Here is a 20,712-nt window from a genome sequence, read left to right as displayed (position 1 = left end):
GTGCCGAGGCAGGGCGGCTGGGCGATCAGGGCCGCGTACGGAAAGCGGCCCCGCGCGTCGAAGACGGCGAAGTCGGCGCGGGCGCCCCGGGCCAGCGACCCGATCCGGCCGGCCCCCTTGTCCATGCCCAGCGCCCTGGCACCGCCCAGCGTGGCGGCCTCGACCAGCCTGCGGTCGAGCCCTCTGGTACGCACGCCGAGCTCCCGCGCCCGCCGGCTGATCGCCCCGGCCACCTCCAGCGGGCTCGTGACCGCGCCGGCCGCCCTGGTGCCGAGGGCGACCACGTTCCCCTCGTCGAGCAGCGCCAGCACGTCGCCCACCGGCGAGGGCTCCCACGCGCAGAGCGCCACGACGGTCCTGCGCAGCCGCAGGAGCTTGCGCTCGCCCGGATCGAGCGGCCGCGCGCACGCGACGTGACACAGCGGCCCCAGCACCCCGGCCTCGTCCAGCGCCGCCGGGGAGTGCCGGCCCAGATCGGCCAGCAACCGCAGCCCGAAGGTCCTGGCCAGTACCGCCACGTCCTCCAGCACCAGGGGATCCGGCGTGTGGGCCGCGATCCCGACCGCGCACGGCCGGTCGATCTCGCGGATCGCCGTGATGACAGCGCCCCGCTCGCTCGCCTCCCACTCCTCCTCGCTCGCGGAGCCGACCTCGACGTACGAGATCCCCGGCAGTCTCGGCGGATCGGTCAGGCCGGACACCACACCGGCCCGCGCGGTCACACCGGGAGCGACACCAGGAGCAACGCCGGGAGCGGCAGGGGCAGCGGCGGGGGAAGCGGTTGAGCAGGCGTCGATGAGCCCGGCCACGATCATCCCCGTCCACCGCACCTCCTGCGCGGCCGGGAACGACGAGAGCTGCTCGGCCCGCGGCCCGACCCCGGCCACCCGATCGCCCATGACCGCCACCGCGCCGTCGCGGATGGGCTCGGCGCAGACCGGCAGCACGAGCGGGGCGGAATGGACCACCACGGGCGCGGGCGCGCGCCTGCCCGGACCCGGCTTGGCACGCTTGGCAGACGGCATCGGAACTCCCGTCGGATTTTCCCTCTCGGCATTAAACGTGAACCTGGACAGGTAGCGCAATCAGGACGAACTATGCGAATCCCTCGGTAAGTATCGCCCGGACAGCCGGGCCATCTTGAGGCTGAGATGCAGGGCCAGCCGCTCCCCGCCGTCCTTGAGATCGGTACGCGCGAGCTCCTCCACCCGCTGCAGCCGGTAATACAGCGACGTGCGATGCAGCCGCAGCGCCCGCGAGGTGGCCACCGCGCTGCCCGCCAGGTCCAGATAGGTCTCCAGCGTCTCCAGCAGCGGCAGGTACTGCGCGTCCGCCAGCAGCCCTTCGAGCCCGGGATGCAGCTCCTGGTCGGGCAGCTGGGTCAGCATGCGGTAGACGCCCAGCCGGGCCCACTCCGCCGTCCGCCCGAGCCCCGGCACGCGGGCGGTCACCTCGGCGGCGTGCCTGGCCTCCCGGTACGACTCCGCCGCCGCGGCCAGCACCGGCCTGGGCCGCCCGACCCCGACCACCACCGGCACCGGCATGGCCGCGTGCAGCTCGTCGGGGGAGACCGGCGGCCCGGCGGTGAGCAGCACGGCGTGGTCGAAGCGGACCAGGTGCAGCGGATGGTGCCCGCCCAGCCGCCGCCGCAGCGCCAGCAGCCCCTGCTCCAGCCCCAGCCTGAGCGCGTCGTCCGGCTCGTCGGCCCGCGGCCTGGCCACCTGTACGGTCACCGGCTGCGCCTGCGGGAACGCGCCCGCCTCGATGAGCTGCCTGGCCGCGTCCCGCTCGCCGAGCAGCAGCCCGGTGACCGCCTCCAGCTCCCGGTGCGAGGCGAGCCCGCTGGCCAGGCTCTCGTGGTAGAGGGCCAGCGCGAGCGCCGGGGCGGCGGCCGCGGCCTCGTCGACGTGGGCGTCGGACATGGCCGGGCCGGCGTCGATGAACCACAGGAAGCCGAGCAGCCCGTCGGCGTGCCGTACCGGGACGCAGACGCGCGGCAGCAGGCTCAGGTGCGGCGCGCCGGGAGTGCGCAGCGGGGCGACCGCCTCGTGGATTCCGGCGGCCCGCAACCACTGGCGTACCTCGGGGGCGGTGTGCCGGCGCAGGATCGAGTCGCGGCGGATGTCATCCATGGCGCCGCTCTGCTCGCTGTAGGCCACGACGCGTTGCACGCGGTCCTCCAGGAGGAGGGGGCGGCCGAGGCGGGCGGCGAGCTCGTCAACGGTCCGCTGCAGATCCGCCACAGCACACCTTCACATGGATTTTTCAACATTTGTCGGAAAGGGCACTACACGTCTTCCCTACAACTGATCGGTGATCTCCGTCAATAACGTCTATACCGTCAATTCGTGAATGCCCCGAAGAAGCTGCTGAAGGGTTTGCTGGCGGCCCTCGTGCTGATCCCGGTGAGCCTGATGGCGACCCCTGCTTCCGCAGCACCCCCCGCTGATCCCGAGTACCCGTGGCGGCAGAACCACTGGCCGCAGACCCAGCCCTGGCAGCTCGACGCACCCATGGACGGCCAGGCGCTGCGCACCCGCCCGACGGGCGGCCTCCAGCCTCTCGATCCGCAGAACTGGGAGAATCCCGACCAGATGACGTGGGCGGACTACAAGAAGCCGCCCGGCACCAATTGGAGCGACCCGGCGGTCAAGGGCTCGAGCCGCACCTTCAAGGGCGCGCTCGTGCTGCTCGACTACCCCAACCAGCCGTTCGTCGTCACCCAGCCCCAGGGCTCGACGATCTACGCCAACCCGAGCGCCGAGGCCCACGACGTCCCGCGCGATCAGGTCGCGAAGTTCTACCAGGACTTCCTCAACACCCCGAACGCGCTCAACAAGGGCCACACCATCCACGAGTACTGGATGGAGGACTCGGGCGGCCGGTACGGCGTGGACCTGACCGGATTCGGGCCCTACACGCTGGCGGGCAAGGACCACGAGTACGCGATGGAGTTCCAGGCCGGCACGGGCTGCCCGGCGGGCGACACCTGCAACAAGAACCTGCGTACCGAGGGCAACGCCGCCTGGATCGGCGCGGTCGGCGAGGAGACGGCCGCGCAGTTCGACTTCATCTTCTACCTGAGCGCAGGCCAGGACGAGTCGTCCACCTGGCAGGAGTTCGGGATGATGAAGTTCCCCACCAAGGAGGACGTCCCGGACGAGTGGGGCCCGCCGGATCCCGCGCTGCCCAACTGGGCCAGGACCCGCTACGTCGACTGGACCTCCTGGCAGGCCGGCTCCAACTTCTGGCCCAACGCCCGCTTCGGCATCGACTCGGTACAGGCCGAGAGCTCCGGCATGGCCGTGTACGCCCACGAGCTGAGCCACATCATGGGCATCGCCGACAACTACAACAACCCGTACTCCGTGCCGCCGCGCAGGGCGTACACGGGAATCTGGGAGATGCTCAGCCGCGGCAGCTTCAACGGGCCCGGCGGCCCGCACTCCCGCTGGCTGATCCCGCCCACCGCCGGCGCGTCCATGGGCGCCCAGCACATGCTCCGCAACAAGATCAAGCTGGGCATGGTGGACGAGCAGAACGTCCTGCGCCTGTCCAGGGAGGCGCTCGACGAGTCCGGCCTGGTCACGGCCAAGGTCCTGGCCCGGGCGGTCCAGCCGGGCCAGAGCGAGCTGTCCGGCGTCAACGTCTCCTTCGACACCGGGGACAAGAGCACGTGCGACCGGGCCGACCCGCTGTGTGACTACGGGCTCTACGAGAACTACACGGTCGAGGTCGTGGACCGCATGGGCAGCGACTCCTTCACCCCCGACTCCGGCGTCCTGCTGGCCAAGACCAAGAACCAGGACAGCGCCCCGTTCGAGTGGGTGATCGACGCCAACCCGCAGGACATCGGCATGACCGACTACGTCATGCCCGACGGGACCAGGGTGCCGATCACGATCGGCGACTACCGCCAGCTCTCCGACGCGCTCTTCCACGCCGGCACCGACTCCGGCAGCGAGTACGAGTACGTCGACGAGGCCAACCGCCTGCACTTCTACGTCACCGACGTGCAGCGCGACCGGCGGGGCCAGCTCTCGTACACGGTCGCGATCCGCTCGCTCGACGGCGCGGGCCCGCAGCGGCGCGGCGTCAAGCTGCTCCCCGCGGCCGGCCTCCCGAACGGCAAGAACGTCTCGACCTGCAAGTTCCCGCTGTTCAACACCGGCAAGGCGGCCCCGGTCCAGGGCCAGCACCCGGAGGACGTCAGCGCCTACCTGAACTCCGACGTCTACCGGCTCAAGGCGGAGGTCCAGGGCAAGGGCTGGACCGTCCAGACACCGAACGCGCTGGCCTCGGTGGCGTTCGGCAAGCACGAGGCGGTGACCGTGAACGCGGTGCGCGAAGCGGGCGGCGACCGGCTGGCCAGGGTCAAGCTCACCGCCACGTCGGAGAGCGATCCCAGCAAGACGGTGACGGCCACCTGCCACGTGATCGGCTTGTAGATGAACGATGGGGTACGGCTGGCGCGGGCCGTACCCCATCGGCTTGAATCACCCTCAAGGGGAGAGCCCACCCGGCACACCCCCGAAAGAGGCGTTTTTCGGTGGCCGGAAAGCCGGCTTTCCGGGCGACTCCCTTCCCGGAGCGGGAGAGGGCCGCCCCCCGAGAGGGTGTGGATTGACAGGGGACAATCTGCCGGACAAGCCCCGGCAACGGCGGAGAAGGATTCCGTGGGCCGCGCCGGTCTCCGCCGGGCTGGCGGCGGCGGCGGCGAGCGTGCTGGCGGCGTCCGTGGAGTGGGAGATCCCGCCGGTCGCCAAGATCGGCGTGACCATGGCGGCGGCCGTCCTCGTGGGGCTGACCACCTGGGCCACCACGGACAGCGGCAGGCCCAAGCGCCAGGTGCGCGCCGACCCCGCCACGCTCGCGCCCGACCAGTGGCCGCCCGTCCCCGAGCACTTCACCGGCCGCGCGGAGTCGCTCGCCGAGCTGCGCGAGGTCTTCACCTCCCGCAGGAAGTCCTCCGACCTCGCACCGCCGCTCGTCGTCTCCGTGTACGGCCGGGGCGGCGTCGGCAAGTCGGCGCTGATGACCAGGTTCGGCCAGGAGGTGGCCGGCTGGTTCCCCGACGGCCGGCTCTACGCCGACCTGCGTGGCGGCGTGGACGCACCCGTGCGCCCCGAGGAAGTGCTGATCGGCTTCCTGCGCGCGCTGGACGTCCGGCTGACCACCGACCCCGGCGGGCTCGACGAGTTACGCAAGCTCTGGCTGACCTGGACCAAGGGCCGCAGGATCCTCATCGGCCTGGACAACGCCCACGACGCCGACCAGGTCAAACCGCTGATCCCGGCCGAGGCGGGCTGCGCGGTGCTGGTCACCTCGCGCTCGCCGCTGTTCCTGAACGGCACCCACGACACTCGGCTCGGCGTGTTCAGCGAGGCGCACGGCGTGGAGCTGCTGGCCAGGCTGGCGGGCGGCGCGCGGATCGTCGACGACCTGAGCTCCGCCAAGGAGATCGTCCGGCTCTGCGACTACCTGCCGCTGGCGATCAACATCTGCGGTGGCCGGCTCGCCACCCGCGAGCAGTGGAGCATGCGCGAGATGGCCGGCCGGCTGGCCGACACGCGCCGCCGCCTCGACGCGCTCGAACTCGCCCCGACGGTCGACAAGAGCGTGCGCGCCTCCGTGCAGCTCAGCTACGACGACTGCACCGGGGTGCAGCGCCGCCTGCTGCGCCTGCTCAGCTCCCTCACCGCGCCCGACGTGCCCGGCTGGGTGGCCGGCGAGCTGCTCGACGTCTCCGGGCTCGACGGCGCCGACCAGCTCGAAGCCCTCATCGACGCCCAGCTCGCCGAGTGCTCGGGCACCGACCAGACCGGCGCCATGCGTTACCGGCTGCACGACCTCGTCCGGGTGTTCGCCGCGGAGCTGGCCGGGCAGGACGAGGCGGAGCGGCGCAGGTCCGCCATCGAACGCGTGCTGCACGGCTACCGCCGCCGCGCCGAGGAGGCGGCCCAGAACCGCTGGCCACAAGACTGGAGCCGGGGCGGCCGCCGCTCCACCGCCGACGGGGAGCTCAGGGCCGGCGACTGGCTGAACGCCGAGCGGCTCACGCTGCTCGCCATGATCAACTTAGCCGGCCAGCTCCAGCTGTGGGACCTGACGTGGGGCCTGGCCAGGGCGTTCTGCTCGCTGTGCCACTCGCTGCGCGCGTACTGGGCCGACTGGGTCGTGGTCGCGGAGCTCGGGTACGAGGCCGCCACGCAGTCCGGCGACCGGCGTGCCCTGGCGATCGCGCTGCTCGACAGCGCCTCCGTGCACGGCGGCCTGGGGCTGCGGGACCGGGCGCTGAAGGAGGCCGAACGCGCCCTGGAGATCTTCACCGAGCTGGGCGAATCGTGGTGGGCGGCCCGCTGCATGCGCACGGTCGGGATGACGCTGTTCAGCGACGGGCACCTGGACCGGGCCCAGGACTTCCTGATCGGGGCCATCACCGGGTTCAAGGGCGAGGAGGACCTGTGGTGGATGGCCCGCACCCAGCGCAACCTCGCCGAGATGCGCATGGCGGAGCGGCGGCCGGAGGAGGCCAGGGAGCTGCTGGAGGACGCCCTGGAGATCTTCAAGCGCGACGGCAACCGCTACTCCGAGGCCCAGACGCTGCGCGTGTACGGCGAGGTGCTGGCGGCCCAGGCGCGGGGCGAGCACCGGGCGGGCGACCACCGGCTCGCCGCCAACCTCTTCACCAGGGCGGGGTTCAGCCTCGACCGGGCCTCCGAGATGTTCAAGCAGCGCGGGGAGCTGTGGGAGGAGGCCCGCTGCCTGCGCGCCGCGGGCGAGGTCGGCGACCCGGACAACGGGCTGCGCGAGCTGGACTACGTGCGCCGGGCGGAGGAGATCCTGGTCGCGCTGGGCGACTCGTGGGGGGTGGCCCGCAACGCCGTGTCGGCCGGCCGGGCGCTGGCCCGGCTGGGGCGGATCGAGGAGTCGGAGCAGGAGCTGCGGCGGGCCGTGCTCGGCTTCGAGGAGCTGGAGGACCGCTGGTGGATGGCGCGCAGCCTGCGCTACCTCGGGGAGGCGCACCTCGACGCTGGCGGGCGCGGGGCGGCCGTGGCGCCGCTGGAGCAGGCCAGGGACATCTACCGCAGCCTCGGCAACGAGGCCGGCATGCGCAGGACGCTGGAGCTCCTCAGACGCGCGGCCCCCTGAGCCGGTCGCGCGGGGAGCTGAGCCGGGCGAGCGGGACCTGAGCCAGGTGAGCGGAGGGACCCGAGCGCGGGGGACCCGAGCTAGGTGAGCGGGGATCTCAGCAGCTCGCCCGCCGCCTGCCTGGCCTCCATGATGCTCTCCTCGAACAGCTTGCGCACGTGCGCCGCCTGGTCGGCCAGCTCCCTGATGCGCTCGTGCGCCAGCTCGTCCCGCACGGTGTCGGCGATCAGCCGCTGGTACTCGGGGGTCTTGGCGGCCAGCGCCTCCAGCCTCATGTGGGCGTGGTAGACCTTGTCCGCCTTGAGCACCTGCTTGGCGTAGCCCTCAAGATGGCGTACCCGCTGCGACAGCGACGTCCAGGCGGCGTCCAGCGCGCTGGTGTAGGGCTTGAACGCGTCCTCCATGCCGGCGGGCAGCTCGCGGGGGATGAGCCGGCCGTGCTCGGCGTGCATCGACGACAGCCGCCGCAGCCGCTGGCCGATCTGCCAGATCTCCTCCGGCAGCGACACCTGGTTGTCGACCGTGTCGATCAGGCCCGCGCGGTGGACCTTGGAGTGCAGGATCGTCTCGACCGCGTTCTGGGCGCGGCGCAGCAGCATCTGGCAGGGATAGTCGAGGTCCTCCGGCAGGATGTAGCGCTCCGCGTGGGTCTGGGCCAGTCTGAGTCTTCGTTTCGTCGATCGATATGTGCTGTCGAGAGCCATCCACCGGATCAGCACGATCAGCCCCATCGCGAGACTCGCGACGAACACGCCGTCGGCGCCGGTCAGCGCGTAGACCAGGAACAAGAAGCCTGGGAGCACGAAAAGCAGGGCGGGGCTGGTCGTGGTGTCCATTCGCTTGCCGGAACGAGCCAGGCGGAGAAGGTGAGGGCTCGACCGCAGCTCGACCGAGATCTCCGGGGGCAGCGATGGATCGATCACCAGGCGTGGAGGCAGCGCTCGTGGATCCATACGTTCATGCTGCGTTATGAACCTCGAATCCGCTCATGTTTGGCGGACATATAGGGTCGTAATAATGAGAGAGCTGACGCGGTGGATCGATCTTGAAGGCGCGGTCAACGTGCGTGACCTGGGCGGACTGCCGACCCGTGATGGTGGCCACACCCGTTACGGGCGGATCTTCCGCTCCGACAATCTCCAGGGACTCACCCCGGGGGACGTGGCGCTGCTGGTGGGCGAGCTGAATCTGCGGCACGTGGTGGACCTCCGGTCGAACGCCGAGGTGTCGCTGGAGGGCCCCGGGCCGCTGACCCGGGTGCCAGAGGTGCGGCATCACCACCTGACCCTGTTCGCGGAAGGCGGCCGGCACACCGACGTCGAGGCGGACACCATCGACGGCGAGCGGGTGCTGCCCTGGGCCGAGCGCGTGGTGGACGAGGAGCTGCGGGTGACCGGCTTCTACTTCGGCTACCTGCGCGACCGGCCGGACGCCGTGGTGGCGGCGCTGCGGGCGATGGCGCTGGAGGACGGGGCGTCGCTGGTGCACTGCGCGGCGGGCAAGGACCGTACGGGCGTGCTGTCGGCGCTGGCGCTGGAGCTGGCCGGGACGACCCGGGAGGCGATCGTCGAGGACTACGTGGCCACGGGGGAGCGGCTGGAGCTGATACTCAAGCGGCTGCGGAGCTCCGACACCTACCGGGGGGACCTGGACTCGCGGCCCGCGGACGATCACCGGCCGCGGGCGCGCTACATCGAGCAGTTCCTCGGCGTGCTCGACGACCGCTTCGGCGGGCCGCTCGGGTGGCTGTCGCGGCACGGCTGGACGGAGGCCGACACGGCCGCGGTGCGCGCCCGCCTGCGCGACTGACGGCGGGCGGGGTCAGCCCAGGTGGACGACGATGCGCTGGGTGGCCGAGAGCCTGGCCGCCTCGATGACGGCGAGCGCGTCCACCGCGCTCTCCGGGTCCACGGGCGGCGGCGCGCCCTCGCGCAGCGCCGCCTCCACCCCGCGGTAGAAGTCCAGGTACGCCCCCGGCTCGGTCGGCACCACCTGCCGGTCGTCGCCGTCCCCGAGCACGCCGTAGCGCTCCTCCACGTCCTGGCCGAAGCCCGGCGCGTCCGGCGCCATCCCGGCCCGCAGCCGCTCCTCCTGCACGTCCATCCCATACTTCTGGTACGCCGCCGCCGAGCCCAGCACCCGGAACCTGGGCCCGGCCACCGCGGCCAGCGAGCTCGCCCACAGATGCGAGCGGGCGCCGCCCGCGTGCGTGAGCGCGATGAACGTGTCGTCGTCGGAGGCCACGCCCGCCCGCCTGACGTCGCTCTCGCAGTAGACCTCGTGCGCCGGGCCGAGCAGCTGCAGGGCCTGGTCAACGAGATGGCTGCCCAGGTCGTAGAGCAGGCCGCCGATCTCCTCCGCGCCCCCGGTCTCCCGCCAGCCGCCCTTGGGCACCGGCCGCCACCGCTCGAACCTGGACTCCAGCCGCAGCACCTCGCCCAGGCGACCCTCGCCGGCCAGCCGCCGCACCGTGCGGAAGTCGCCGTCCCAGCGCCGGTTCTGGAACACGGTCAGCATGAGACCCCGCTCCTTGGCCAGCCGGACCAGGCCGCGGGCCTCCTCGGCGGTCCTGGCCAGCGGCTTGTCCACGACGACGGGCAGGCCGTTGGCGAGCGCCGCGGTGGCCGCGCTCACGTGGGTCTTGTTGGGCGAGGCGACCACCACGAGGTCGCACCGGTCCCAGAGGTCCTCCACGCCGGGCACGCCGGCCGCCCCGTATTTGGCGGCGACCTCGGCCTGCCGGTCCGCGTTCCTGGTGACGACCGCCGCCAGCGCCAGGCCGGGGGTCGCGTGGATCAGGGGCGCGTGGAAATACGCCCCGGCGGTGCCGTAGCCGATCAACCCGACGCGGATCTCGCTCATCCGCCCAGGCTATCCCGGCGACCGGTGATCCACTCCGAGGCCCGCAGCACGTCGTGACGGCGGCCCGCCGATGACGGGCCGCCGGTGACGGGCCGCCGGTGACGGGCCGCGGTGCGTCGTGACCGGCGGCCCGCCGGCGGTGCTCCTGGAAGGAGGCGCGGCTACTCGTCGTCGCGCTCGGCCAGGAAGCGCTCGAACTGGGCGGCGAGCTCGTCACCCGTGGGCATGGGCGTGGTCTCGGCCATCAGGTTCTCGCGCTCGGCGCCGCCCGCGAACGCGTCGTACTGCTGCTCCAGCCCGCTGATCGCGGTCGACAGCTCGGTCGAGGCGTGGATCTGCTCCTCGATCTCCGTCGTCGTGCGCTGGGCCGCGTCGCGCAGCGCGTCCATCGGGAACACCAGCCCCGTCCCCCGCGTCACCGCCTCCAGGCCGCTCACGGCGGCGGTCGGGTATTCGGCCTGCGACAGGTAGTGCGGCACGTGCACCGCGTAGCCGAGCGCGTCGTGCCCCTTCGCCCCGAGCCGGAGCTCCAGCAGCGCCGCCACGCTTCCCGGCACCTGGACCCGCCCGAACGCGCTGGTCTGCGAATTGATCAGCTCAGGGCGGCTGGCGTGCATCGTGATGCCGAGCGGCCTGGTGTGCGGGACCGCCATCGGGATCCCGTGCAGCGTCACCAGCTTGCTCACCCGCAGCCGCTCCACCAGCGCGGTCACGGCCTTGGTGAACAACTCCCACTCCCGGTCGGGCTCGGGCCCGCTCATCACCAGGAACGGGGTCCCTGTCGAATCCTTCGCAACGTAAACGGCCAGCTCGGGGCTTTCGCACTCGACCCAGCGGTCGGTGTCGAACGTCATGATGGGCCGCCGCGACCGGTAGTCCAGCAGCCGGTCCACATCGAACGTCGCCACGACCCGGTGCTCCAGCTCGGCCAGCACGTGGCCCAGCGCGAGGCGTCCGGCGCCACCCGCGTCGACGAAGCCGTCGAAGTGGTACAGCAACACCGGATCGGGCAGCTCGGGCGCATCGTCTGCGAGCTCGTAGAGATCCTTCGGGTCGAACACGGTTGGACAGCCTTTCCCTAGGTACTCTCTCCAGAACCTACGGCGGGTCGGAACGATTCCGTGCACGGCACCCTATCGAGGGACAATGGGGTCCATGGACACAGACCCGGAGCTGGAGGAGTTCGCCACGCGGCTGTTCGACCTGGCCAGGAGGGGCGACACCGAGGCGCTGCGCGCGTACGTCGAGGCGGGGGTGCCCGCCGGCCTCACCAACGGCAAAGGTGACACTTTGCTGATGCTGGCGGCTTATTACGGTCACGCCGAGACGGTACGCATGCTTGTCACATGCGGCGCCGACCCCAACAGCGTCAACGACCGTGGCCAGACGCCACTCGCAGGCGCCGTGTTCAAGAAAGAGTCTGCCGTGGTCAGGGCGCTGCTTGACGCGGGTGCCGATCCGATGGCCGGGACGCCGTCAGCGATGGACACGGCGCGAATGTTCGCGAATGACCAGCTTATCCAATGGTTCTCACAAAGTGATTCATAGTATGAAATAAGCATAAAAGGCGTCGAAGTTGTCGAGTGTGGCCTTTCGGACAGTCCATCGTCATGCTGGATGAGTGGCTACTTCTGCGCACTCTTTCAGTAGGCGACCCCTCCACATCCCTCCGCTCCCATGCCCGTTCCCCAACGAGATCAACGTGCACGCCGCGGAGGTCGACGCGGAGAGCCACGCATGGCTGGCCGCCTCGAACATGCTCAACAGCGCCGAATCGATCGAACACTTCCGGCGCTCGAAGATCGGCCTGCTCGCCGCCCGGACCAATCCCACTGTTCCGCGCGACAGTCTCCGGCTGATCAACGACTGGTACAACTGGCTCTTCGCGTTCGACGACGCGTTCTGCGAGGGCGAGCTCATGGGACACCGGGCCTCCGCGCTGGCCCGAGCCCTCCCGCCGCTGCTCGAGATCCTCGACGGACGCAAGGAGCCCGGCAACGCCGGCCCCTTCGGCCTGGCACTCACCGAGATCCTGCACCGGATCTCCGAAGCCGCCACCCCCGCACAGGTGGACCACTGGCGGACCACGGTGAAGGAATACCTCTTCGCCCAGATCTGGGAGGCGGCCAACCGCGAGGTCGACCTCATCCCCACCCCCGAGGACTACGTCCTGATGCGCCGCATCACCGGTGCCACCTACACCTGCTTCGCCCTCATCGACGCGGGCGGCGGCTACCGGCTCGAAGCGGAGGAATGGCATCACCCCGACGTCCGCGCTCTCTCCGACCTGGCCTGCGACCTCATCGGCTGGGACAACGACCTGCTCTCCTACGCCAAGGAGCGCGGCAACGACAAGGCCAGGCACAACCTCGTCACCGTGCTGGCCACGCACAAGACAGACTCCCTCCAGGAGGCCCTCCTGGAGGTCTCCCGCATGCACAACGACGCGATCGCGGCGTTCCTCGACCGGCGCGCGGCGCTCGACCACTGGGCTACACTGCCGGTCCGCAAATACGTCCGCGGTCTCGAACACTGGGTGCGCGGGCACATCGCCTTCTCCCTCGGCAGCGCGCGCTACGTTCAGGCCTGGCCTGACGACACCCGCTGGTCCCAGGCCGGCTGACCCCTGTCCGGACCGCTGCGGCCTCAGCCCTCGTCCGGGGCGTCCACCTCGCCGAGCGCGAGATCGGACGCCTCGTCGAGGTCGAGCCGCGCGCCCTCCTCGAAAGCGCTCTTGTAGGCCAGCTCGCCCATCTGCCGCTTGCAGTCCCTGACGCAGCCGTCGTGGTCCTCGGTCAGGAACGGCGCGCCCATCTGGGGCAGCCCGGCCGTCCGCCAGTTCTGCTGCAGCGCCCCCAGGAGCCGCGCCGCGCGCGGCAGCTCGCCGAGGGCGGCGAAGATCCGCGCGGTCGTCTCCAGCACGACCAGCGTGCCGAGCGTGTCGTGGAAGTGCCGCTTGATCCGCAGCCCCTCCCTGGCGCTCTGCAGGGCCTCCTCCGAGCGGCCCGTCGCGAGCCGGGTGAACGACATCGCCCACTGCGCGTACGAGCTCACCCACAGCTCACCGCGCTCCCTGCACACCTGAAGGCAGTCCTGCAACAGCGACTCGGCCTCGTAGAGCTCGCCCTGCGCGGTCAGCACGATCGACAGCTCGACGATGGCGGGCAGCAGGCCGGGGTTGAGCTCCTTGTTGTCGGTGTTGAACTCGATCGCCACGCCCAGCAGCGCGCTGGCCTTCTGCAGGTCGCCCTGGAGCAGTGCCGCCGTGCCCTGCATCTTGGAGGCCAGGATCACCGCCCTGGAGTCGCCCACCCTGACGGCCTCGGTGCTGCACTGCTCGGCCGCCTGGAGCGCGCCCGCGCTGTCACCCTGCGCGCTGCGCACGTAGGAGAGCACCCACAGCGCCTTGCACCGCTCCTTGCTGTGCACGGGGTTGGCCTGCAGCGCCTTCTCCAGGTAGAGGCGCCCCTCGCGGGCGAACCCGCAGCACACCCACATGAACCACAGCGACGCCAGCAGGGTCAGCGCCTGCACCGCCTTGCCCGGGGTCTTGAGCGCGTGCTCCAGCGCCACGCGCACGTTGTCGTGCTCCTGGCGCATCCGGACGAACCAGTAGATCTGCCGCGGCCCCGACCAGGCGTCCTCGCTGCGCTGGGCCAGGCTCAGGTAGTACTCCAGATGCCGCTGGCGCATCTGCTCGGCCTGGCCGAGCTTGTCGAGCCACTCCTCGCCGTATTCGGCCAGGGTGTCGATCAGCTTGTAGCGGACTCCCGCGTGATTGCTCCTGATCAGCAGGATCGACTTCTCGACCAGCCCAGTGACCAGATCGGTGATGTCCGCCGACGGCAGCCGCCCGTCGGAGCACACGAACCTGGCCGCGTCGAGCTCGAAGTCGCCCGCGAACACCGACAGCCGCGCCCACAGCAGCCGCTCGGGCGGCTCGCACAGCTCGTGGCTCCAGCCGATGGCCGCGCGCAGCGTCTGGTGCCGCGGCAACGCCGTCCGGCTGGCGCCGGCCAGCAGGCTGAACCGGTCGGCCAGCAGCCCGAGGATCTGCTCCACGGACAGGGCCCGCAGCCGCACGGCGGCCAGCTCGATCGCCAGCGGGATGCCGTCGAGCCGGCGGCACAGCTCGGCGACGGCCCCGATGTTGTCCTCGTCGAGCGCGAAATCGGGCACGCTGGCCCCCGCCCTGGCCGCGAACAGCTGGACGGACTCGTTGGTGAACAGGTTTTCCGCCGGGTCGTCGCCCGGCACCTGCAACGGCGGGACGGGCACGACGTGCTCGAACGGCAGGTGCAGCGACTGCCTGCTGGTGGCCAGCACCTTCAGGTTGGGCCGCCGCCTCCAGCAGCTCCTGCACCAGCTCGGCGCAGCCCTCCACCAGATGCTCGCACGTGTCGATGATGAGCAGCATGTCGCGCTCGCCCACCCACTCCGACAGCGACTCGGACTCGGCGCGCGAGGACTGGTCGGCGATGCCGAGCGCGGAGCTGATCGTGTGCTTGACCATGCCCGCGTCCTGGAGCCTGGCCAGGTCGGCGAACCACACGCCGTCGGGGTATTGGGCGCGCACCTGGTGGGCCAGCCGCAGCACCGTACGCGATTTGCCCACGCCCCCGATGCCGGTGACGGTGACCAGCCGGGACTCGCCGAGATGCCGTTTGAGGCTGGCGAGCAGGCGGGTGCGGCCGATGAAGCTGGTGAGCTCCGCCGGTAGATTGCCTTCTCGCCATCCTGACGGGGTGGCCATGCGCAGCCTCACGGGGGGATAGGCAACACCTGCCCACGCATCGTACCGCCGCGGCTGCGGCCTGTCCTTGCACCTGTGGACACGCCGGGTAGGGGTTTGTCCGTCCGGGTAGCATGTCCAGCGTGAAAGATTTTCTCCCCGAGCAGACGGCGGACGACACCGACGAGGGCTGGGGCGACTGGCGGTCCGAGGATCCCGACGCCTTCTACCTGGAGAACAAACCGCCGCACTGGGGTTAGCCGGACATGACGCGAGCCGCCGCACCCGTCCTGCGCAGCGCGGTCCCCTCCGACTACGACGCCATAGCCGCCGTGATCGACGACTGGTGGGGGCGCCCGATCCTGGGGGCCCTGCCCAGGCTCTTCCTCGACCACTTCCACCGGACGAGCCTGATCGCCGAGAGCCCGGCCGGCATGGCCGGTTTCCTGATCGGGTTCATGTCGCCGTCCGCGGCCGACGAGGCCTACATCCACTTCGTCGGCGTCGATCCGGGCGCGCGGGCGAGCGGCGTCGCCCGCGCCATGTACGAGCGCTTCTTCGACCTGGCCCGCGGCAACGGCCGGCACGTCGTCAAGGCCATCACCGCGCCGGTCAACACGGTCTCGCAGGACTTCCACCGGCGCATGGGCTTCACGGTCAGCGAGCCCGTCCCGGGCTACAACGGCCCCGGGACGAGCCTGGTCACCTTCGCGCGGGCCCTGTGATCCCCGCGCGCCGGCCCGGCTAGCTGACCACGTCCTTGCGCCGGAACCGGCGGAAGGCGATCGCGAGCAGGATGGCCGCGTACGTGATCGACACCGACGCGCCCTTGAGCATGCCGCTCCAGTCCAGCTCGGGCGCCAGCGCGTCCAGCCAGGCGTTGTTCCAGAACGTGGGCAGGAACTCGCGCAGCACGCCGAGCGCCTCGACCGCCTGGAGGATGTTGCAGACGATCCAGAGCCCCACCGCGCCGCCGACCGCGCCCAGCGGCGAGTCGGTCATGGTGGAGACGAGGAACGCCAGCGCCGCCACGACGAGCTGGCTGACCAGGGCGTAGCCGATGACGATCCCGAAGCGCGGCAGCACGTCGAGCGCCGGGATCGTCTCGCCGGTGCCGGGCACCTGGATGTCGTTCCAGCCGAACGCCAGCGTGCCGGCCAGCAGCGCCATCAGCGGCAGGCAGATCACCGCCGCGGCCGAGTAGCCGAGCGCCACGATCAGCTTCTGCCGCAGCAGGCGGTCCCGCGGGATCGGGGCGGCCAGCAGGTAGCGCAGCGACGACCAGTTGGCCTCGCTGGCCACCGTGTCCCCGCAGAACAGCGCGACCGCCACCACCAGCAGGAAGCTCGCCGACACCGACAGGGCGAACGCGGCGAAGTTCAGGCCGCTCTCCGTCGCCAGGTCGGAGATGCGCAGCGACTGGCCCTGCGCGTTCGACTGCGGCCCGAACTGGAAGGCGATCACGAGGACCCACGGCAGCGCCAGCAGCAGCCCGAACATGACCATCGTCCGGCGCCGCTTGAACTGCCGGACGATCTCCACGCGCAGCGGCAGCGTGCGGCGGGGCGCGTAGCCCGTCGCGGCGGTCATGATCTGTCTCCGATGAGGTCGAGGAACACGTCTTCGAGGCGCGGCCCGTGCCCGTTGGCCGCGGTGCCCGTCGCGGAGGCCGAGCTGAGCAGCGACGACACCGGCCCGGTCGAGACCAGCTTGCCCCGGTGCATGACCACCACGTGGCTGCAGGTCTGCTCGACCTCCGCCAGCATGTGGCTGGACACGATCACGGTGCGGCCGTCGTCCGCGTAGCGCTTGAGCACCTCGCGCATCTCCCTGATCTGGGGCGGGTCGAGGCCGTTCGTGGGCTCGTCGAGCACGAGCAGGTCGGGCAGCCCGAGCATGGCCTGGGCGATGGCCAGCCGCTGCCGCATGCCCTGCGAGTAGGTGCGCACGGCCCGCTCCAGGGCCTTGCCCAGGCCCGCGATCTCCAGCGCCTCGTCGAAGCGGGCGTCGGCGGCGGGCCGGCCGGTGGCGGCCCAGTAGAGCTCCAGGTTGTCCCGGCCCGACAGGTGCGGCAGGAAGCCGGGCCCCTCGACGAACGACCCGAGCCGGGACAGCACGGGCGCCCCCGGCGTCACGCGGTCGCCGAAGATCCGGATCTCGCCGCCGTCCGGCCGGATGAGGCCCATCATCATCCGCATCGTGGTCGTCTTGCCGGCCCCGTTCGGGCCGAGCAGGCCGAGGACCTGACCGCGCTCGACGCGGAACGACAGCCCGTCGACGGCCAGCTCCCCGTTCCGGTACGCCTTCGTCAGCCCGCTGATCTCCAGCGGCACGTCCGGGTCGCCGGCGCTCTCGCCGGACTCGGGCCTGGCCCGCGTGCGGCCCGTCACCACCAGGCCGGCCGCGATCACCACGGCGGCCAGCGGCATGGCCCACACCCACCACGCCACCCCGGTCGGCGGCGCGGCCAGCGTGCCCACCGTGGGGACGGCGAGCGCGGGGGCGGCCAGCGAGACCTGGTACGCGGCCGGCTCGGCGGGAGTCGCGAACCCCATGTCGGTCGTGGTCACGACCAGCCGGAGCCGGTGACCGGCGGCGAAGCGGTAGTCCACGGCCGGCAGCGTGATCGTGGCCTGGGCGCTGCCCGCGCCCTCGGGGATCGTCACCCGGATCGGCGAGACCTGGCCGCCGGTCAGGGCGGGCAGCTGGACGCTGTCGGCCACGTCGTACAGCTTCGCGAACAGCGTGGCCTCGCCCTTGCCCGACACCTTGATCGTGGCGGTGGCCGAGCCGGTGAGCTGGAGCGGCGCGGTGAGCGGGCGCGACTCGAACGCGGCGCTCTGTCCCGGCATGTCGATCGAGACGCCGCCGGCGCTCTGGCCGCCGAGCAGGCCGCCGATGCCGGGCACCGTCGAGATCGAGGCGGGCGCGCCGCCCGGCGGGTTGACGATGTTCTGCTCGGGGCCGCTCAGCTCCACCGACGTCGTGCCGGTGCCCGCGAGGCCGGGATAGGAGCCGGCCTCGGGGTGGAGGCGGATGCGCTGGCGGGTGCCCGGGTCGCGGCCGCCGTCACGCGTCACGGTGAACGCGCTGACCGCGGTCCCGGCGGACTCGTCGCCCTTCAGGTAGCGGGCGAACCAGGCCGCGGACTGGTCGAACACCCAGTCGGCCTCGCCGTTGCCGCCGTCGTGACCGCCGTCGAACCAGGCCAGGCTGACCGGGGTGCCGGCGGCGGCGATCGCCTTGGCGTTGGCGTCGGCGTGCCCGAGCGGGAACAGGGAGTCGCGCTGGCCCTGGATGAGCAGGGTGGGGGCCTTGATCTGGCCGGCCACGGTGATCGGGCTCGACTTGCGCAGCAGGGCGACGGCCTCGGGAGTGGGCTTGCCGGTCGTCGCGACCTGCTGGTAGATGTCGCAGATCGCGGGCATGAACCTGCCGCACCGCGCCTGATCGGCGGTCATCGGCCCCGCGGCCTGCCGCTCGGCCTGCTGGGCGAAGCTGTCCAGCGAGACGCCCTGGCCGAAGAAGATGCCGGCCCACATGCGCTTGAAGACACCGCTCTGGACGCTCTGGCCGAGCGCGGGGGCGGCGGCGCTCTGCGCTCCCTGGCCCCCGGCGGCCGGGGCCGCGGCGTTGTTCGGGAAGAGCGCGTCGGCCAGGTCGGCCCAGGTGATCTGGGGCACGATCGCGTCGACCCGCTGGTCGTAGGCGGCGGTCATCAGGGCGATCGCGCCGCCGTACGAGCCGCCGGCGATGCCCACCCGCGGGTCGCCCGCGGCGTCGAGCTGGACCTCAGGCCGCTTGGCCAGCCAGTCGATGAGCTGCTTGACGTCCTTGACCTCGTAGTCGGGGGAGTTGAGCGCGATCTCGCCGGTCGAGCGCCCGAACCCGCGGGCCGACCACGTCAGCACGGCGTAGCCGTCCTGGGCGATGCGGATCGCCTGCTGCCGCATGCTCTGCTTGCTGCCGCCGAAACCGTGGGCGAGCAGCACGACCGGCGCCTTCCCGCCATCGGGCGGTGGGAAGAACGTCGCATCGAGCTCGACCCGTTGGTCGTCGGCTGGTCCGTCGACGACGGTTATCTTCTGGTCCTGGCCCCGCACATCAGGATCCGACGGCCATACCAGCCATGTCGTCACCCCGATGAGTACGAGTGCCGCCACCAGCGCGGCCACACGCTTCATGACCGCGAGCCTACTTTGAGCACCTGAGAGATCCCTGAGACGGCGCTCACGCCGGGGTCTCAGCCGAGGATGGCGTAGACCGTCGAGGCCCGCGCGGCCGGCTCGACCTCGCCGTCGGCCGTGAGGGTGATCTCGGAGAAGGCCAGCGTGCGGCCCAGCTTCGTGATGCGGACGTCGATCAGCACGTCCTTGCCGGTCACCGGCCGCTGGAACGTGGTGGACTGCTGGACCGTGGTCATCGGCACGAACCCGCCGCGCGCCGCCGAGATGGCGACGACCGTGGCGGTGTCGGCCGCGGCCATCATCGCCTGCCCCGACAGCCCGCCGCCCGCCCTGGCCAGGTCGTCCGACCACGGCAGCCGGACGATCGCGTGGCGCTCGCCCACCTCCTCCACGCCCAGCCCGAGCCGCTGGACCCAGGGAGCGAAGTAGTCGCGGAGAATCGCTTCGGCGTCTTCTGGAGTCACCCGCCCATCATGCACGCTGGACTGGGCCCCATGAAGGAGGAGAGCGGACATGCCGGTGGTGGAGGTGTTCCTGCCGTCCACGTACGAGACGGCCGTCCCGTACGAGCTGTTCGCCCGGCTGCGCCGGGAGTCGCCGGTGTGCTGGATCCCCGAGCCGGCCGTCGGGCCGTGGCGGGAGGGCCCCGGCTACTGGGCGGTGTTCGGGCACGCGGACGTCAAGCAGGTCCTGCGCGACCCCGCGACCTTCTCCTCCCACCTGGGCGCCACCCAGATCCGCGACCCCGACACCCCCGCCGACCTGGCCTTCGTACAGGTCCAGATGCTGAACATGGACCCGCCGGACCACTCCAGGCTGCGCCGGATCGTGGCCGCCGCCTTCACCCCGCGCGCGGTGCGCGCGCTGGAGCGCACGATCGCCGATCGGGCGGCGGCGCTGTTCGCCGCGGGCGAGTGCGACTTCGTCGAGGTGGCCGCCGACCTGCCCGTGTGGACGCTGGCCCATGTCATGGGCGTGCCCGAGCAGGACAAGCGGCTGCTGTACGACTGGGCCTCCCGCGTCATCGGCTACCAGGACGCCGACTACGCGGGGCTGTCCACGGCCGACGTCGAGTCCCTGACCCCCGTCGGCCGCCTGGCCGTCGCGTCCCGGCCCGAGCTGCGGCCGGGCACCAACCCGCGCTCGAAGGCGGCGCTGCGCGACATGTTCGCCTACGCGCACGCCCTGGCCGAGACGCCCGCCGACGGCGAGTCCGTCATGTCGGCCATGCGGAAGGGCGGCCTGACGGGGGCGGAGTTCGAGAACATGTTCTTCCTCTTCGCCGTCGCCGGGAACGAGACCCTGCGCAACGGCATCCCCGGCGGGCTGCTCAGCCTGCTCGGCCACCCCGCCGAGCTGGCCCGCCTGCGCGCGGACCCCTCCCTGCTGGACTCCGCCATCGAGGAGATGCTCCGCTTCTGGCCTCCCGTCATGCACTTCCGGCGTACGGCCACCCGCGATCTCACCCTCGGCGGCCGGGACATCCGCGCGGGCGAGAAGGTGGTCGTCTACCACGCCTCCGCCAACAGGGACCCGGACGTCTTCCCCGACCCCGACCGGTTCGACGTCGCCCGCACCCCGAACGACCACGTCAGCTTCGGCTTCGGCCCGCACTTCTGCCTCGGCGCGCACCTGGCCCGCGCCCAGTTCCGCTCGGTCTTCAAGGAGCTGCTCGCCTGGGACGCCGAGCTCGCCGGCCCGCCGCGGCGGCTCACGTCCAACTTCCAGAACGGTCTCAAGCAGCTCCCCGTACGCCTGAGCCGCCGCGCGGGTCACTGA

Annotated in this window: 17 protein-coding genes; 8 read left to right on the top strand and 9 right to left on the bottom strand. The window is 71.6% G+C overall.

The features are described 5' to 3' along the window. Nucleotides 1-1,025: amidohydrolase family protein (locus tag ETD85_RS28790; RefSeq protein ID WP_138692921.1), on the bottom strand; the 1,025-nt coding region annotated here is incomplete at its 3' end. Nucleotides 1,026-1,085: 60 nt separating this feature from the next. Then, nucleotides 1,086-2,243, bottom strand: coding sequence for a PucR family transcriptional regulator (locus ETD85_RS63325; RefSeq protein ID WP_170246890.1), 1,158 nt, complete (start codon nucleotides 2,241-2,243; stop codon nucleotides 1,086-1,088). Nucleotides 2,244-2,348: 105 nt separating this feature from the next. Here ETD85_RS63325 and ETD85_RS28780 point away from each other — a divergent pair, with 105 nt between their 5' ends. After that, a complete protein-coding gene (locus ETD85_RS28780) occupies nucleotides 2,349-4,448 on the top strand; it encodes a M6 family metalloprotease domain-containing protein (RefSeq protein ID WP_240779490.1) in 2,100 nt (699 codons plus the stop codon). A gap of 175 nt (nucleotides 4,449-4,623) precedes the next feature. Beyond that, nucleotides 4,624-7,152, top strand: a complete 2,529-nt coding sequence (locus ETD85_RS28775; RefSeq protein ID WP_170246889.1) for a tetratricopeptide repeat protein — start codon at nucleotides 4,624-4,626, stop codon at nucleotides 7,150-7,152. 80 nt (nucleotides 7,153-7,232) lie between these two features. Here ETD85_RS28775 and ETD85_RS28770 read toward each other — a convergent pair whose 3' ends face one another. Then, nucleotides 7,233-8,105: a hypothetical protein gene (locus tag ETD85_RS28770; protein WP_138692919.1), complete on the bottom strand. Its 873-nt coding sequence runs from the start codon at nucleotides 8,103-8,105 to the stop codon at nucleotides 7,233-7,235. A gap of 64 nt (nucleotides 8,106-8,169) precedes the next feature. Between ETD85_RS28770 and ETD85_RS28765 the strand changes: the two genes are divergently transcribed. Continuing rightward, nucleotides 8,170-8,961: a tyrosine-protein phosphatase gene (locus ETD85_RS28765; protein WP_138692918.1), complete on the top strand. Its 792-nt coding sequence runs from the start codon at nucleotides 8,170-8,172 to the stop codon at nucleotides 8,959-8,961. Between the two features lie 12 nt (nucleotides 8,962-8,973). Here ETD85_RS28765 and ETD85_RS28760 read toward each other — a convergent pair whose 3' ends face one another. Further along, nucleotides 8,974-10,014 (bottom strand): Gfo/Idh/MocA family oxidoreductase, encoded by a 1,041-nt coding sequence (locus tag ETD85_RS28760; RefSeq protein WP_138692917.1) that lies wholly within the window; start codon nucleotides 10,012-10,014, stop codon nucleotides 8,974-8,976. Between the two features lie 161 nt (nucleotides 10,015-10,175). Further along, complete coding sequence (locus tag ETD85_RS28755; RefSeq protein ID WP_138692916.1) at nucleotides 10,176-11,075, bottom strand: proteasome assembly chaperone family protein; 900 nt, start codon at nucleotides 11,073-11,075, stop codon at nucleotides 10,176-10,178. An 85-nt stretch (nucleotides 11,076-11,160) separates the two neighbouring features. Between ETD85_RS28755 and ETD85_RS28750 the strand changes: the two genes are divergently transcribed. Both ETD85_RS28750 and ETD85_RS28745 read left to right on the top strand, forming a co-directional pair. Further along, nucleotides 11,161-11,562, top strand: a complete 402-nt coding sequence (locus ETD85_RS28750) for an ankyrin repeat domain-containing protein (protein ID WP_206058678.1) — start codon at nucleotides 11,161-11,163, stop codon at nucleotides 11,560-11,562. Between the two features lie 154 nt (nucleotides 11,563-11,716). Then, a complete protein-coding gene (locus tag ETD85_RS28745; protein ID WP_138692914.1) occupies nucleotides 11,717-12,637 on the top strand; it encodes a terpene synthase family protein in 921 nt (306 codons plus the stop codon). A 23-nt stretch (nucleotides 12,638-12,660) separates the two neighbouring features. Here ETD85_RS28745 and ETD85_RS28740 read toward each other — a convergent pair whose 3' ends face one another. Further along, nucleotides 12,661-14,340: an ATP-binding protein gene (locus ETD85_RS28740; protein WP_240779489.1), complete on the bottom strand. Its 1,680-nt coding sequence runs from the start codon at nucleotides 14,338-14,340 to the stop codon at nucleotides 12,661-12,663. An 89-nt stretch (nucleotides 14,341-14,429) separates the two neighbouring features. Between ETD85_RS28740 and ETD85_RS65955 the strand changes: the two genes are divergently transcribed. Then, nucleotides 14,430-14,789, top strand: a complete 360-nt coding sequence (locus tag ETD85_RS65955) for a hypothetical protein (RefSeq protein WP_240779488.1) — start codon at nucleotides 14,430-14,432, stop codon at nucleotides 14,787-14,789. A gap of 223 nt (nucleotides 14,790-15,012) precedes the next feature. Further along, a complete protein-coding gene (locus tag ETD85_RS28735; RefSeq protein WP_138692913.1) occupies nucleotides 15,013-15,471 on the top strand; it encodes a GNAT family N-acetyltransferase in 459 nt (152 codons plus the stop codon). Nucleotides 15,472-15,490: 19 nt separating this feature from the next. Here the strand turns inward: ETD85_RS28735 and ETD85_RS28730 are convergent, their stop codons facing one another. The 3 genes from ETD85_RS28730 to ETD85_RS28720 are packed head-to-tail and all read right to left on the bottom strand — an operon-like array spanning nucleotide 15,491 to nucleotide 19,397. Further along, on the bottom strand, nucleotides 15,491-16,336 hold the full coding sequence (locus tag ETD85_RS28730) for an ABC transporter permease (protein ID WP_138692912.1): 846 nt from the start codon (nucleotides 16,334-16,336) through the stop codon (nucleotides 15,491-15,493). Further along, entirely contained in the window at nucleotides 16,333-18,930 is a 2,598-nt protein-coding gene (locus ETD85_RS28725; protein ID WP_138692911.1) for a CocE/NonD family hydrolase, read from the bottom strand. Before ETD85_RS28725 ends, ETD85_RS28730 begins: the two co-directional genes overlap by 4 nt. Nucleotides 18,931-18,989: 59 nt before the next feature. Beyond that, nucleotides 18,990-19,397 (bottom strand): PaaI family thioesterase, encoded by a 408-nt coding sequence (locus tag ETD85_RS28720; RefSeq protein WP_206058670.1) that lies wholly within the window; start codon nucleotides 19,395-19,397, stop codon nucleotides 18,990-18,992. A gap of 49 nt (nucleotides 19,398-19,446) precedes the next feature. On the opposite strand from ETD85_RS28720, the gene ETD85_RS28715 reads away from it, so the two are divergent. Next, nucleotides 19,447-20,712: a cytochrome P450 gene (locus ETD85_RS28715; RefSeq protein WP_138692909.1), complete on the top strand. Its 1,266-nt coding sequence runs from the start codon at nucleotides 19,447-19,449 to the stop codon at nucleotides 20,710-20,712.

The sequence above is a fragment of the Nonomuraea zeae genome, from assembly GCF_005889725.1.
GTDB classification, from domain to species: Bacteria; Actinomycetota; Actinomycetes; order Streptosporangiales; family Streptosporangiaceae; genus Nonomuraea; species Nonomuraea zeae.
The sequence above is the reverse complement of the archived record's forward strand: the minus strand, read 5'-3'. Positions and strand labels throughout refer to the sequence as shown.

Excerpts from the sequence above, each read along its gene's own strand:
- ETD85_RS28770 (WP_138692919.1), bottom strand. The coding sequence starts at position 8,105 with ATGGATCCACGAGCGCTGCCTCCACGCCTGGTGATCGATCCATCGCTG.
- ETD85_RS28765 (WP_138692918.1), top strand. The coding sequence starts at position 8,170 with ATGAGAGAGCTGACGCGGTGGATCGATCTTGAAGGCGCGGTCAACGTG.
- ETD85_RS28760 (WP_138692917.1), bottom strand. The coding sequence starts at position 10,014 with ATGAGCGAGATCCGCGTCGGGTTGATCGGCTACGGCACCGCCGGGGCG.
- ETD85_RS28750 (WP_206058678.1), top strand. The coding sequence starts at position 11,161 with ATGGGGTCCATGGACACAGACCCGGAGCTGGAGGAGTTCGCCACGCGG.
- ETD85_RS65955 (WP_240779488.1), top strand. The coding sequence starts at position 14,430 with ATGTCGCGCTCGCCCACCCACTCCGACAGCGACTCGGACTCGGCGCGC.
- ETD85_RS28735 (WP_138692913.1), top strand. The coding sequence starts at position 15,013 with ATGACGCGAGCCGCCGCACCCGTCCTGCGCAGCGCGGTCCCCTCCGAC.
- ETD85_RS28730 (WP_138692912.1), bottom strand. The coding sequence starts at position 16,336 with ATGACCGCCGCGACGGGCTACGCGCCCCGCCGCACGCTGCCGCTGCGC.
- ETD85_RS28725 (WP_138692911.1), bottom strand. The coding sequence starts at position 18,930 with ATGAAGCGTGTGGCCGCGCTGGTGGCGGCACTCGTACTCATCGGGGTG.
- ETD85_RS28715 (WP_138692909.1), top strand. The coding sequence starts at position 19,447 with ATGCCGGTGGTGGAGGTGTTCCTGCCGTCCACGTACGAGACGGCCGTC.